Annotated in this window: 13 protein-coding genes; 6 read left to right on the top strand and 7 right to left on the bottom strand. The window is 69.5% G+C overall.

Features of this window, described 5'->3' with window-relative positions; genetic code table 11:
• Positions 1-21: 21 nt before the first annotated feature.
• The 7 genes from WS78_RS29895 to WS78_RS29865 all read right to left on the bottom strand — a co-directional run bounded on the left by WS78_RS29895 (position 22) and on the right by WS78_RS29865 (position 6,000).
• Positions 22-327: a hypothetical protein gene (locus WS78_RS29895; protein ID WP_059575654.1), complete on the bottom strand. Its 306-nt coding sequence runs from the start codon at positions 325-327 to the stop codon at positions 22-24.
• 20 nt (positions 328-347) lie between these two features.
• Complete coding sequence (locus tag WS78_RS29890; RefSeq protein ID WP_059575652.1) at positions 348-2,444, bottom strand: type II and III secretion system protein family protein; 2,097 nt, start codon at positions 2,442-2,444, stop codon at positions 348-350.
• Positions 2,445-2,557: 113 nt separating this feature from the next.
• Positions 2,558-3,406 (bottom strand): Flp pilus assembly protein CpaB, encoded by an 849-nt coding sequence (gene cpaB, locus WS78_RS29885; RefSeq protein ID WP_038755067.1) that lies wholly within the window; start codon positions 3,404-3,406, stop codon positions 2,558-2,560.
• A 45-nt stretch (positions 3,407-3,451) separates the two neighbouring features.
• Positions 3,452-4,834, bottom strand: coding sequence for a hypothetical protein (locus WS78_RS29880; protein WP_059575649.1), 1,383 nt, complete (start codon positions 4,832-4,834; stop codon positions 3,452-3,454).
• A gap of 37 nt (positions 4,835-4,871) precedes the next feature.
• Positions 4,872-5,411 carry an A24 family peptidase gene (locus WS78_RS29875; protein WP_038755073.1) on the bottom strand — a complete coding sequence of 180 codons (540 nt, stop codon included), beginning with the start codon at positions 5,409-5,411 and terminating at the stop codon, positions 4,872-4,874.
• Between the two features lie 91 nt (positions 5,412-5,502).
• A complete protein-coding gene (locus tag WS78_RS29870; RefSeq protein WP_038755076.1) occupies positions 5,503-5,649 on the bottom strand; it encodes a Flp family type IVb pilin in 147 nt (48 codons plus the stop codon).
• Positions 5,650-5,829: 180 nt separating this feature from the next.
• Positions 5,830-6,000: a Flp family type IVb pilin gene (locus tag WS78_RS29865; RefSeq protein WP_038755079.1), complete on the bottom strand. Its 171-nt coding sequence runs from the start codon at positions 5,998-6,000 to the stop codon at positions 5,830-5,832.
• Positions 6,001-6,805: 805 nt separating this feature from the next.
• On the opposite strand from WS78_RS29865, the gene WS78_RS29855 reads away from it, so the two are divergent.
• The 6 genes from WS78_RS29855 to WS78_RS29830 are packed head-to-tail and all read left to right on the top strand — an operon-like array spanning position 6,806 to position 12,013.
• Positions 6,806-7,144 carry a hypothetical protein gene (locus WS78_RS29855; RefSeq protein ID WP_226377257.1) on the top strand — a complete coding sequence of 113 codons (339 nt, stop codon included), beginning with the start codon at positions 6,806-6,808 and terminating at the stop codon, positions 7,142-7,144.
• Between the two features lie 50 nt (positions 7,145-7,194).
• A complete protein-coding gene (locus WS78_RS29850; protein WP_059575734.1) occupies positions 7,195-8,403 on the top strand; it encodes a glycosyltransferase family 87 protein in 1,209 nt (402 codons plus the stop codon).
• Complete coding sequence (locus WS78_RS29845; RefSeq protein WP_059575647.1) at positions 8,400-9,821, top strand: glycosyltransferase family 87 protein; 1,422 nt, start codon at positions 8,400-8,402, stop codon at positions 9,819-9,821. The genes WS78_RS29850 and WS78_RS29845 overlap by 4 nt, the downstream gene beginning before the upstream one ends.
• Positions 9,806-10,867 (top strand): glycosyltransferase family 2 protein, encoded by a 1,062-nt coding sequence (locus WS78_RS29840; protein ID WP_059575645.1) that lies wholly within the window; start codon positions 9,806-9,808, stop codon positions 10,865-10,867. The genes WS78_RS29845 and WS78_RS29840 overlap by 16 nt, the downstream gene beginning before the upstream one ends.
• A 16-nt stretch (positions 10,868-10,883) precedes the next feature.
• Positions 10,884-11,630 (top strand): class I SAM-dependent methyltransferase, encoded by a 747-nt coding sequence (locus WS78_RS29835; RefSeq protein WP_038755087.1) that lies wholly within the window; start codon positions 10,884-10,886, stop codon positions 11,628-11,630.
• Complete coding sequence (locus tag WS78_RS29830) at positions 11,627-12,013, top strand: GtrA family protein (protein WP_038755090.1); 387 nt, start codon at positions 11,627-11,629, stop codon at positions 12,011-12,013. Before WS78_RS29835 ends, WS78_RS29830 begins: the two co-directional genes overlap by 4 nt.
• Positions 12,014-12,425 lie beyond the last annotated feature (412 nt).

Raw genomic sequence — 12,425 nt, 5'->3', positions numbered from 1 at the left:
GTCTCCCTGAGCGAATGGTGGTTATTGGCCGCCCGCCTTGCCGCCGCCGACGCCGATCACGAACGCGTTCGGCGTGGGCTCGATCTGCTGGAACGACTTGTCGTAGTTGTCGAGCGCGGCGGCGGCGGCGCGGCCGTCGACGCCGGCTGCCGACTTCGCGTGTTCGGCCGCGTGCGGATCGATGATCTGAGCCTGCATCACGGTGCGAACCGAGTCGCCGAAACGGCTGTCCCAGACGGGCGTGCTGGTCATGCAGCCGCCGAGCGAGGCGGCGAGCGACGCGGCGAGCACGAGGCGGCGCGTCAGCGTGAAGTAGTCGAGGTTCATGAGCGTCCCCTTGCGATGGTTCAGCGATCGAAGTCTTGCGCGATCGCGCTGGTGTTGGCGAGTTGTTGCGACGGCAGCGCGCCCTGGCGCTTCGCGGTCGCGCCGGCTGCGGCCGGCGCCGCGAGCGCGGCGGGTGCGGGCGATGCGGCGGCCGGCGCGGCGGGCACGGCGGCCGCGGTGGCGGCGGCGTTGGGCGATGCGGCGCGCACGCCTTGACGCTGCGCGAGCGCGGCCGCGGCCGGCGTTGCGGGCGGCGGCGCCTGCACGGTCGCCGACGGGCGCGCCGGTGCCGGTGCGGGTGCCGCGGGCTTCGCCGGCTGCGCGGCATCGGGCGCGACGCTCGCCGGCGCGGCGGGCGGCGCGGCAGGCGCCGGCGCGGCGGCCGCCGGTGCCGCAGGTGCTGCAGGCGCAGCGGACGTGGCAGGCGCAGTGGACGTAGCGGGCGCGGCAGGCGCCGTGGCCGTCGGCGCGGCACCGGCGGGCGCGGCGCTCATCGGCGCGGCGTTCGCGGGAGCGGCGTTCGCCGGCGCGGTTGCGTGCTGGCGCAGTCCGCCGCGGCCTTCCATGTTGCCCGTCGCATAGACGTCGATTTCGTTCGGCTTCGTGAAGCTGTCGGTCGGCAGCGGCACGTCGGCGGTGTCGAGCGGCTTCACCAGGTGCGGCGTGATGACGAACACGAGCTCGGTGCGGTCCTGCTGGAACGACGTGCTGCGGAACAGCGCGCCGAGCACGGGCAGCTCGCCGATGCCGGGCAGCGCCTTGAGCGAGCCTTGCGCGTTGTCCTTGATGAGGCCGCCGATCGCGAACGTTTCGCCGTCGCCCATTTGCACGGTGGTCGACGCGCGCCGAGTCGTGATGAGCGGCAGGATCGACACGTTGCCCACGTTCGCCGCGGACAGCGTGACGCCCGTCGGCGACAGCTCGGACACCTCGGGCGCGACCTTCAGGCTGATCCGCCCGTTCGACAGCACCGTCGGCGTGAACTTCAGCCCGACGCCGAATTCCTCTTCCTGCAGCGTGATCGTGTTCGTGCCGATGCCGCTGCTTTGCGGAACCGGGATGAAGATCTTGCCGCCCGCGAGGAACGTCGCTTCCTGGCCGCTGATCGTGACGAGCTGCGGCTCGGCGAGGATCTTCACCGGCTGGTCGGTGTTCTGCGCGTCGATCGAGCCGTTCAGCGGCAGCTTGTTCGACTTGCTCGCCGAGATGCCGCTGCCCACGCCCGTGAGCAGGCTCGTCACGAGCGCGCCCGTCCACGAGCCGAAGCCGCCTTGGATGTTGACGGCCGATCCCATCTGGTTGATCAGCGTCTTCGATACCTCGGCGACCTTCACCTCGAGCATCACCTGCTGCGGCGACGTGACGGTCAGCATGTTGAGCACGTCGGCGCGCGGGCCGCCGCCGCCGCCGTTGCCGTTGCCGTTGCCATTGGCGGCGGCGCCGGCGTTCGTGCGGTCGCTGTACGCCTTCGCGATCGCGACCGCCTGCTGCGCGGCCTGCGCGCTCGACACGTTGCCCGCGAGGACGATCGTGTCCGCCGCGGTCGACACGCGAATGTCGCGCTCGTGCGGCATCAGCTGGCGCAGCGACGCCTGCAGGCCGCCCGCGTCCGCGCCCACCGCGACGTCGATGATCTGGCACGCGCCGCTCTTGCCCTGGACGATCATGTTCGTCGTGCCGACGGACATGCCGACGAGATAGAGCGTGCGCGGCGACACCATCGTCGCCTGCGCGACGGCGGGATTGCCGATCGTGCGGTTGCGCACCGGCTCGTCGAGCGGCACGAGCAGCGACTTGCCGAGCGGCACGCTCACGCTGGTCGATTCGCGCATCTCGCCGACGCAGTTCGGGCCGCGCAGCGGCGCGGCGGCCGCCGCACCCGCGGCGCCGGCGACGGGCGCGGGCGCCATGCTGATCGTCATCTGCATCGGTCCGCGGCCGATCGCCATCGGCGCGGCCGAGGCGCCCTTCGCGATTGCGGCGTTCTCGACGGCGTCCTGCGCGGACGCGGCGAAGACGGTGAAGAGCCCGGCACAGCACGCGGCGGCGAGCGCCGCGCCGCGCACGACGCGCATGCGCGTCGGCGTCGGCCGGGAAAGTTGCGATTTGGTGTCCATTTCGTGTGGTCCCCCAGTGCCCGGCGCAGTGCGCCGGGTTTGACTATCGAAAGCTGCCGGAACGCAAGCGGGCAGCGGAAACGCCAGGCATCGTCAGTGCTTTGCCGCTTATGTCAGAAACATTCGACGCTGCCCGTCACGCCGGACAGCACGCCGACGCAGTCGCGGCCGGCCGCCGCGCGCGCATGCGCGACGACGACGCGCGTGCGCACGGTGCGCGGTTGCGCGGCGGGCGCCGCGACGGGCGCTGCCGCGGCCGCCGGCTGGCCGAGCAGCGTGTTCTTCGTCGCGCCGCCGGTGTTCAGCGCGTCCTTGTCGACCTGGTTGCGCAGCACGAGCGACAGCGTGCCGACGCTGCGCGCGAGGTCGAGCTTTTCCGCCTGGTCGGGCGTGACTTCGAGCGTGACCGCGTTGACGACCTTCGGTGCGGTGTCGTCGCGGCTCACTTGCTGCGCGACGGCGAGCACGAGGATCTTCTCGAGCACGATCTTCGAGATGCTCTGCTGCGGATCGGCCTTCGCCTGTTCCTGCGTGTTGACGATCACGTCGACGTAATTGCCGGGCAGCGCGAAGCCCGCGACGCCGACGACATCGTTCACGCGCACGGTGATCGCGCGGTCTCCGGGGGCGATCACGGCGGACAGGCCGCCCTTCGTGCCGACGGGCGCGAGCTTCGAGCCGAGCACGGGCTCGCCGCGCGCGAGGCTCGTGCGCACGACGCGGCCTTCGAGCGACTTGACGTCGTTGAACGCGCCGGGCGGCACGCTCGCCGTCGGCCAGTTGACGATGCGCAGCTGGTTCGGGCCGAGCGGCTCGCCGAGATTCACGTCGGTCGCGGCGACCGCGACGGGCGTGATGGCGCTGCTCGAGGTTTGCACGAGCCATCGCGAAGCGAAGGCGACGGCGGCCAGCCCCGCCAGGATGGCGATGGCGAGCATCGTGAATGCGCGACTGTTTTTCATGGCGGTACTCCTCGCTAGTCGTATCAAGAACCAATGGGCCGGACGCTACCAATCGCGATCCGCATCCGGCGGGGTGAGCGGCGGTTCGTCGGGCGCCGAGCCGAAGAAACTGCGCCACGCTTCGTGCAGCGCCTGCGGCGTGACCGTGGGCGTGTCGCCGCGATAGTGCACGGACGCCGCGACGAGCCGCAGCAGGTCGCCCGGATAGCACGCGAGAAACGGCATCCGCGCGGGCGCGTGCAGGCGTTGCAGCAGGTAGTCGAACGTCGATGCGTCCGAGTGCAGCGCGAGCGATGCGCAGCTCGCGTCGTACAGGTCGCGATAGCGGGCGACGGGCAGCGGCCCGACGTGCAGCTTCGAGCCGAGCCGGCGCAGGAACGCTTCGTCGCTGAACTGCGCGGGCGCGAGGTTGCTCGAGAACACCGGCCACACGTCGAACGGCATTTCGAGCCGCACGCCGCTCGCGAACGTCAGCTGATCGACGTTGCGATCGAGCGGCAGCAGCCAGCGGTTGAGCAGATCGCGCGGCGCGATGCGCTGGCGGCCGAGATCGTCGACGATGTAGAGGCCCATGTTCGCCTTCACGTGCGGCGGGGCCTGGTAGTAGCCCGTCGAGTCGTCCCGGCGCAGGTCGAGCTCGGCGAGCGTCAGCTCGCCGCCCGACAGCACGATGGGCCGGCGGCACAGGCGCCAGCGGCGGTCGCCGTTCGCGCTGTCGGTTGGGCGCGGCGCGTCGACGTGCGCGTGCGGATCATGAATCTTGATCACCTCGCCCGACGCATAGATCGCATACGGAATCGGCACGTTGCCGCGCAGCAGCGAGCCGAGGCGCTCTGCGAGATAGGTCTTGCCGCTGCCCGCGGGGCCGTAGATCAGCAGCGGGCGGCCCGCGTTCATCGACGCGGCCGCCGCGTCGAGCATCGACGGCTCGATCACGACGCCTTGGAACGCCGCGTGTGCGTCGGCGCGCGAAATCGTCACGTGCCGCACCGAATGCGCGGCGACGCTCGCGACGTACGCTTCGTGCGTGACGGGCGCCGGGCCGCAGTAGCTGTTGCGCGCTTTTTCCTCGAGCGCGAGCGCGCGGCCGAGGTCGGTCAGGCGCAGCGTCATGTCGATGTCGGACAGGCCGCGGTGCGTGACTTCGATCAGGCGCTCGCACGCGAGGAACGTCAGCACTTCGTCGAGCACGACGGGCGGCAGGCCGTGACGCTCGACGATTTCGGTGAGGCTCGAGCGTCCGTGCGCGAGCATCGATTTCAGCAGCAGCGCCGCGACGAAGGCTTCGTCCAGGCCGGTTTCCGCGAGCGTGCGCGGCGCGGCGGGCAGGCGCGCGGCGTGCCTTGCGCGGTATGCGCGCAGTGCGGATGGCTCCGGCAGATGGGCGATCTGCGCGTCATGCCGCGGTTCTGCTTGATCCAGGTTCATGGTCGCTCCAATCGTTGGGTGGGAGGCGGCATGCGCATCAGGCCGCCGCCGTGAACAGCACGCCGAGCGTGCCAATCGCGATCGCGACGCCGTACGGCAGCGTCCCGACCGAGTCGAACTCGGGTGCGGCGCGCGGCGCGGACGGATTGCGCAGCAGCGCCGCGCTCACGAGCAGATGACGCACGTTCGCGAGCAGCTTGCGGAACCGGCCGCGCTTGAGCACGACCGCGAGCGCCCATGCGCCGCCGACGACGAACGTCGCGAGCACGATGTGCAGCGCGAGCGAAGGGCCGACCCACGCGCCGATCGCGAGCATCAGCTTCACGTCGCCCGCGGCCATCCCGCGCACGAGGTAGAACGGCAGCAGCAGGCCGGCGCCCGTGGCCGCTCCGGCGAGCCACACGGCGAAGCCGGTGTGCGGGCCGGGCAGCCAGCACTGCGCGACGAGCGCGCCCACGAGGCCGAGCGCGATCAGTCGATTGGGAATGCGCCGGCTCGCCAGATCGATGCTGGCTGCTGCGATTGCAAGCAACGTCACGCAGAGCGGGATCGGTTGCGGCGGCAGGGCGGAGAACATTGAAGGCCTCGTGTCGTATTCGATCGTTCGATGAGCTGCTTTGGTGACGCCAGCCGGCATGCCGGACTGGCGCAACCAGGCGGGCTTGAGTTCACACATCCGAAGCGATAGTGCTGAACACCGACTGCAGATTGGTGCCGACGATCTGTACCGAGCCGATGATCACGATCGCGATGAGCGATGCGATCAGCGCGTATTCGATCGCGGACACCGCCGATTCGTCGCGCAGCCAATGCATGAAGGCATGGGCGGGTTGCGCGTCGATCCGGTGCGGACGGGTCGACTCCCGGCAAAAGGAATGGGTTCTCATGAATCGCTCCTCAGCGGTATCGAACGGAACATCTAAAGGAAACGAACGGAAGGGAAGCGACGGACGGCGAGTGGGGACATAGCCATCCGTCTTTCCGCCGACGCGCCCTTACAGATCGTTGCCGATCGTCGAGAAGACGGTGTTGAGGTTGGTACCGACCGTCTTCACCGCACCGATGATCACGATCGCGATCAGAGCAGCGATCAGGCCGTATTCGATGGCACTGACGCCGCCCTCGTCGCGAACGAACTGCTTCACGTATTGAACGAGGCTGGACATGACTCTCTCCTTTCGGATAACAAAAAAACCCCTTGCCATCGATGGCGCGGGACGTACAACGGGAACTGCTTCGACTACAAGGTGCTGCCGGAACTGCAAGGCACTACGGGTACTACGAGGCACTGCTGGTACTACAAGGCACTACGGGTGCTGCTGGCACGACAGGGCACTACAGGCACTGCAAGGCACTGCTAAAAAACGGGCCGCGGATCAGAACAGCCGCAGCGGGGCCTGCACGCGAATGCATGCGCCTGCGCGAGCGGAGCGATCGGCGGGATGAGGCTTGCCGGCGCGCGCGCATGAATCGATGCGCGCCGTGCGGCGCCAGCCTGGGAAAGTGCGGAACCGGCGGCCGTTGCGGCCGGCGGAGGGATAGCGGGAGACGGCGCAGGTGCGCGCCGTTTCACTGCTTGAGCGGCCGACGGGCCGCTGGACGGAATAAGTGGACATTGCCTTCACCCCGGTATTCACAACGAGCAATTTTTCCTGGCGCACGGCCGCAGCCGGCGCCCCGCTGGTCGAACGGCGACTGCCCTGTACACATCCGGCGCGGCACTTGCACTTGCATGCGTTGCACCGGATGCGACCCCGTGGGTGACGTCGGCGGATTCTGTCTGTTGATCTGGATGCCGTGAATCTTTCGATCGTCGCGTCGTCGTTTGCCGCGCAGGACATTTCGCAAGGAGTGGGCCAGCTTTCGGGAACGCACGGCGGGACAAGGACGAGCGGCTCACCGGTGTAACGCGGCGGGCATGACGCGGTGCAGAAGGTTTCGGATTTGATACACGCGAACGCGTGCCGGCGCGTGGCCGCCGCCCGCAAACGCCCGCCAGGCAAGGCCATAAAAATTTTGTCGGGATTTTCCCTGACCCGGCATTCCGTGAATCGGGCCGTGCCGGCCGACTTCGGCGGAGACGTCCGGCGAAGGAAAGTGTTTCAACGCCGAAACGCGGACACCGCCGTTCGTCATTTTTCATGCGGAATTCGCTTTTTCAGGCTTGCGCGCGGCGATATCGCGCGCCGCCGCGATTTGCATCGACTCGCTTTTTTATCTATCAATGGAAGCGCGACGACGTCATGCAAACAAGAACGCCGTCCGAATGAATCGATAAAAGAATTCGACGTGTTTAAACAAAACGCTTAATCACACATCGGGGCATCATGGATCTTGCGAATCGGGGAACATGCTTCGGCATGTTGCGTTCCAGCGGATGGCTGACCGGCGATCGCGTGCTCGCATACGGCGGCGCGACGCTGATTCTCAGCATCGCGCTGCTGGGCGCGTGGGGATGGACGACACACGGTTTCACCGCGAACACGACCGTGCGGCCCGGCATCGATTTCACGGTGTTCTGGAGCGGCTCGCACGTGATGCTGCACGGCGCGCCCGCGAGCGTCTACGACTATCCGGCGTTCTCGCGCGTCGAGGCGGCGCAGCTCGGCGCGTACGTGAACCGCAGCTTCCTGCCCTGGGTGTATCCGCCGACGCTGCTCGTGCTCGTCACGCCGCTCGCGCTGCTGCCTTATGTGCCGTCGCTGCTGCTCTTCTGCGCGCTCGGCCTCGCCGCCTATGCGAAGGGTGTCGGCGCGCTGTCGGGCTTGCGCGATCGGCTGGCGCGGCCGCGTCTCGCATCGTTCGCGATCCTGTCGTTTCCGGGCGTGCTCGTCGCCGCCGCGATCGGACAGAACTCGTTGCTGACGGCCGCGTGCGCGGCGCTTGCGGTGCGATCGCTCGCGAAGCGGCCGGCGATCGCGGGGCTTTGCATCAGCCTGCTCGCGGTCAAGCCGCAGATGGCGCTGCTGTTTCCGCTGCTGCTCGTCGCGACGCGCGCGTGGCGCGCGTTCTTCTTCGCCGCCGCCGGCACGCTGATCTTCGCGGCGGCGAGCGTCGCCGTTTGCGGCACGGCGTCCGTGCACGCGTTCCTGTCGGGCACGACGATGCTGCGCGAGCTCGTGCTCGAGCAAGGCACGCAATACTGGCTCGCGTCCCCCGCGCCGTTCTCGACGATGCGGCTCGCCGGCGCTTCGCTGCATGTCTCGTATGCGGTGCAGATCGCCATCGGCGCGCTCGCGGCGATGGCCGCGCTGAACGTGTGGCTGCGCACGAGCGACGCGCGCCTTCGCGCGGCGGCGCTTGCCGTCGCGACGCTGCTCGCGACGCCGTATCTGTGGCATTACGAACTCGCGTGGCTCGGCATCGCGCTGTTCTGCGTGCTCGCCTGCGCGCTCGATACCGGCTGGCTGCCCGGCGAGCAGCTGGTGCTCGTCGCCGGCTGGCTGCTGCCGTTCTTCGAGTTCTTCAATCGCGCGACCCGCTTTCCGCAGATCGGGCCCGTCGTGCTGCTCGCGGTGCTGCTGATCGTCGTGCGCCGCGCGCGGGCGATGCCGGGAGCCGCGCGATGAAAATGCATCCGCACGGCCATGCGCCGACGCGTCTCGACGTCGAGTGCCCGGAGCTGCCGGCGGCCGGGCCGCGCCGCCGTCCGCACTGGCTCGACGCGAAGCGGGTGCGCACCTATGCGATCGCGGCGCTCGTCTGCTATGCGGCGTTCGCAGGCGTCTGCGTGATGCGCTGGCTGTCGGGCGGACCGGACTCGCCGATGCCGCCGACGATGGACTTCGTGCCGACCTGGAGCGCCGCGTGGCTCGCGGTGCGCGGTCATGCGCTCGACGCTTGGCAATTCTCGACGCTGCATGCGGTCGAGCTGCACGCGGTGCCTTCGATGCGCGACATGCGCGGCGTGCTGTTGTGGCTGTATCCGCCGCAGACGCTGCTGCTCGTGTCGCCGCTCGGCTGGCTGCCGTATCCGGTCGCGGCGTTCGTGTGGATCGCCGGCACCGGCGCGCTGTTCGTCGCGACGGTGCGCGCGATCGTGCCGCGCCGTCTCGCGGCGCTCTGCGCGCTCGCGTTCCCCGGCACGTTCTTCGTTGCGCTCGTCGGCCAGAACAGCCTGCTGACGGCCGCGCTCGCGGGCTTCGGCCTCGTTGCGCTGCGCCGCCGCCCGGCGCTCGCCGGCTGTTGCTTCGGGCTCCTCGTCATCAAGCCGCAGCTCGCGCCGCTGTTTCCGCTCGCGCTGCTGTGCGCGTCGCAATGGCGCGCATTGCGCGCATGGGCCGTGACGGTCGCGCTCGTCCTGGCGCTCGGCACGCTCGCGTTCGGCTTCGGCGCGTGGACGGCGTTCGCGCACGCGGCCGCGTCCGTGATGCAGACGATCGGCGCCGGGCAGGCGCCGCTCGCGCGGATTCCGACGTTCTTCGCGTTGGCGACGTTCGCGGGGCTGTCGCCCGCCGCCGCGCAGCTGTTGCAGGCGTGCTCGATCGCGTTCGCGGCCGCCGCGGTGATCTATGCGTGGCGCGGCGCGTGCTCGCATGCGCTGCGCTCGGCCGCGCTCGTCTGCGCGAGCCTGCTCGTGAGCCCGTACCTGTACGACTACGACCTCGCGTGGTACGGGATCGTGATCGCGTGGGCCGTGCGCCACGCGCGCGCCGACGGCTGGCGTCCGCTCGAACGCGAAGGGCTCGCGTTGCTCGCGTGGATGCCGCTCGCGGGACTCTTCGCGGCCGGCCCGCTGCGGTTCCAGTTCCTGCCGCTCGTGACGGCGGGCGCGCTCGCGGCGATCGTGAGCCGCATCGCGCACGAGCGCCGCAGCGCACCGTGTCTGCCCGGCGACGAAGACGCGGCGGACGCGATCGATTCAGTTCGTTTCATGACGGCGCGCGGCGCATCGGACGCCGCCGCGCGGCACACGCGAGCGGCGCCGCCGCTGGCCGGCCGCGGTCGTCACGGGGATCAGGGAGAAACACCATGCGGGATCAAATAAACACACCGCTCATTTCGCTCGTCGTGCCGTTCTACAACGAAGGCGCTGCGGTCACGCGGTTCTTCGCGGAAGTCGTGCCGTTGATGGAGGCGATCGAATCGATCCGCTTCGAGATCGTCTGCGTGAACGACGGCAGCCGCGACGATACGCTCGATCAGCTCGTCGCCGTGAGCGCGCAGGACGCCCGGGTGCGCGTGATCGATCTGACGCGCAACTTCGGCAAGGAGGCCGCGCTGACGGCCGGCCTCGACGAATCGAACGGCGACGCCGTGATACCGATCGACGCGGACTTGCAGGACCCGCCGAGCCTCATTCCGGTGATGATCGAGCATTGGCGCGGCGGCGCCGAGGTGGTCGCGGCCAAGCGCAGCAACCGCGCGTGCGACACGTTCGCGAAGCGCACCGCGGCCGCGCTCTATTACCGCGTGCACAATGCGTTGTCCGAAGTGAAGCTGCCCGTCAACGTCGGCGATTTCCGGCTGATGGACCGGCAGGTCGTCAACGCGCTGCGCAGCCTGCCCGAACGCCGGCGCTTCATGAAGGGGCTGTTCGCGTGGGTCGGCTATCGGACCGTGATCGTCGAGTATCAACGCGAGGCGCGCTGCGCCGGGCATTCGAAGTTCTCCGGCTGGAAGCTCTGGAACTTCGCGCTCGAAGGAATCACGAGCTTCAGCACGGTGCCGCTGCGCAGCTGGACCTACATCGGGCTCGGGATCGCCGCGCTCGCGTTCCTGTACGGCGGCTTCATCGTCGCGCGCACGCTGTGGATGGGCAATCCGGTGCCGGGCTATGCTTCGTTGATCTCGGTGATGCTGTTCATCGGCGGGATCGAGCTTGTCGGCATCGGCGTGGTCGGCGAGTACATCGGCCGCATCTACTACGAATCGAAGGAACGGCCGATCTACCTCGTGCGCCGCCGCTATCAGGCGCGCACCAAGGTGAGCGCGCTGCCTGTCGGCAGCGCCGCGACGCGCGCCGCGCACGGCGCGCGGATCGATTTCGCGCGGCGGCGCGCGATGCCGCGCGCCCGCGCCGCGAGCCGCTGACGGACAGGAGGACGCCATGTCACCCGAAGCTTATCTGCAGATGGCCGCCACCGAATCCACGCACTGGTGGTTCCGCGCACGGCGCGACATCCTGCATGCGTTGCTCGCGAAGCTCGCGTTGCCGGCGGGCGCCCGCATACTCGAGATCGGCTCCGGCACGGGCGGCAATCTCGAGATGCTGGAGGAATTCGGCGCGGTGAGCGCACTCGAGATGGACGACACCGCGCGCTCGATCGCGAACCGCCGAACCGGCTGGCGCTTCGACATTCGCGCGGGCCGCTGCCCGGACGACGTGCCGTTCGGCGACCAGCGCTTCGATCTGATCTGCTTCTTCGATTGCCTCGAGCACATCGAGGACGACGCGGCCGCGCTGCGCCGCGCGAGCGACCATCTCGCGCCGGGCGGCGCGATCGTCGTCACGGTGCCCGCGTATCAGTGGCTCTGGAGCGCGCACGACACGTTTCTCCATCACTACCGCCGCTACGACCGCGCGGCGCTCGAGCGCTGCGCGCAGGCGGCCGGCTGCAAGATCGTGCGAAGCTCGTATTTCAACACGCTGCTGTTTCCGGTCGCCGTCGCCGCGCGGATGACCGACCGGCTGCTGCATCGCGCGCGCTCGAGCGGCGACGCGATCGGGCCGCGCGCGGTCAACTCCGCGTTGTACCGCATCTTCCGCGCGGAACGCGGCTGGCTGCCGAAGCATTCGCTGCCGTTCGGCGTGTCGCTGTTCGCGGTCCTGACGAAGCACAGCGCGCCGCAATGAGCGCCGTCACCGACATCGGCGTGCGCGCGCGGCTCGTGCGCTTCGGCGTGTCCGGCGCGCTGTCCACCGCGCTGCACGCGGCGATCGCCGGCGCGCTGATGGGTGCGTTCGCCGCGACCGCGGTGCAGGCGAACGCGGTCGCGTTCGTCTGCGCGACGGGCGCGTCGTATCTGCTGAACACGTTGTGGAGCTTTTCGGCGCCGCTGCGCTGGCGCAACGTCGTGCGCTTCCTTGCGGTGTCGGCCGCGGGCCTGATGCTGACGATGGCGATCTCGCGCGGCGTGCAGGCGCTCGGCGTCGCGGCCGCGTGGAGCATCGCGGCCGTCGTCGCGCTCGTGCCGCCGTTGACGTTCGCGATGCATCGGCGCTGGACGTATCGCTGACGGCGGCGCATGCCGGTGCTGGAGGGGCGAGATCGCGCGAGAGGGCGCGCGCCGCTCACTGCCGGCGGCCGCCGAACAGCGTGGCGTCGGCGGTGTCGCGCGCGCCGCTCGCGAAAACGCCACGTCTGCCGCATCGATTGCCCTGCACGGCGCATTCGGCTGCGCACGCTCGCCGCCGCGCGTTCGTTCGTCCGCGGTTGCGCAGCTTTCGTCACCTTTCGTTCGCTTCTCCTCTCCTCCTTTCGATGCATTGCCGCGCGCACGCTCGCGAATGGGCCGGAGATCGGCTAACGCGCGCATTTGTCGTGCGCGAAGCGGCGTTGGATCGGGCCTTCGCGTCGCACGCGTTCGACGCAGCCGCGCGCGCCATCGGCGCCCGCTCTCGCCGCGACGCGCGGCGCGACGCAACGGC

It is taken from the genome of Burkholderia savannae (assembly GCF_001524445.2).
Lineage (GTDB): Bacteria > Pseudomonadota > Gammaproteobacteria > Burkholderiales > Burkholderiaceae > Burkholderia > Burkholderia savannae.
Note: the sequence above shows the minus strand (reverse complement) of the source record. Positions and strands in the feature narration are given on the sequence as shown.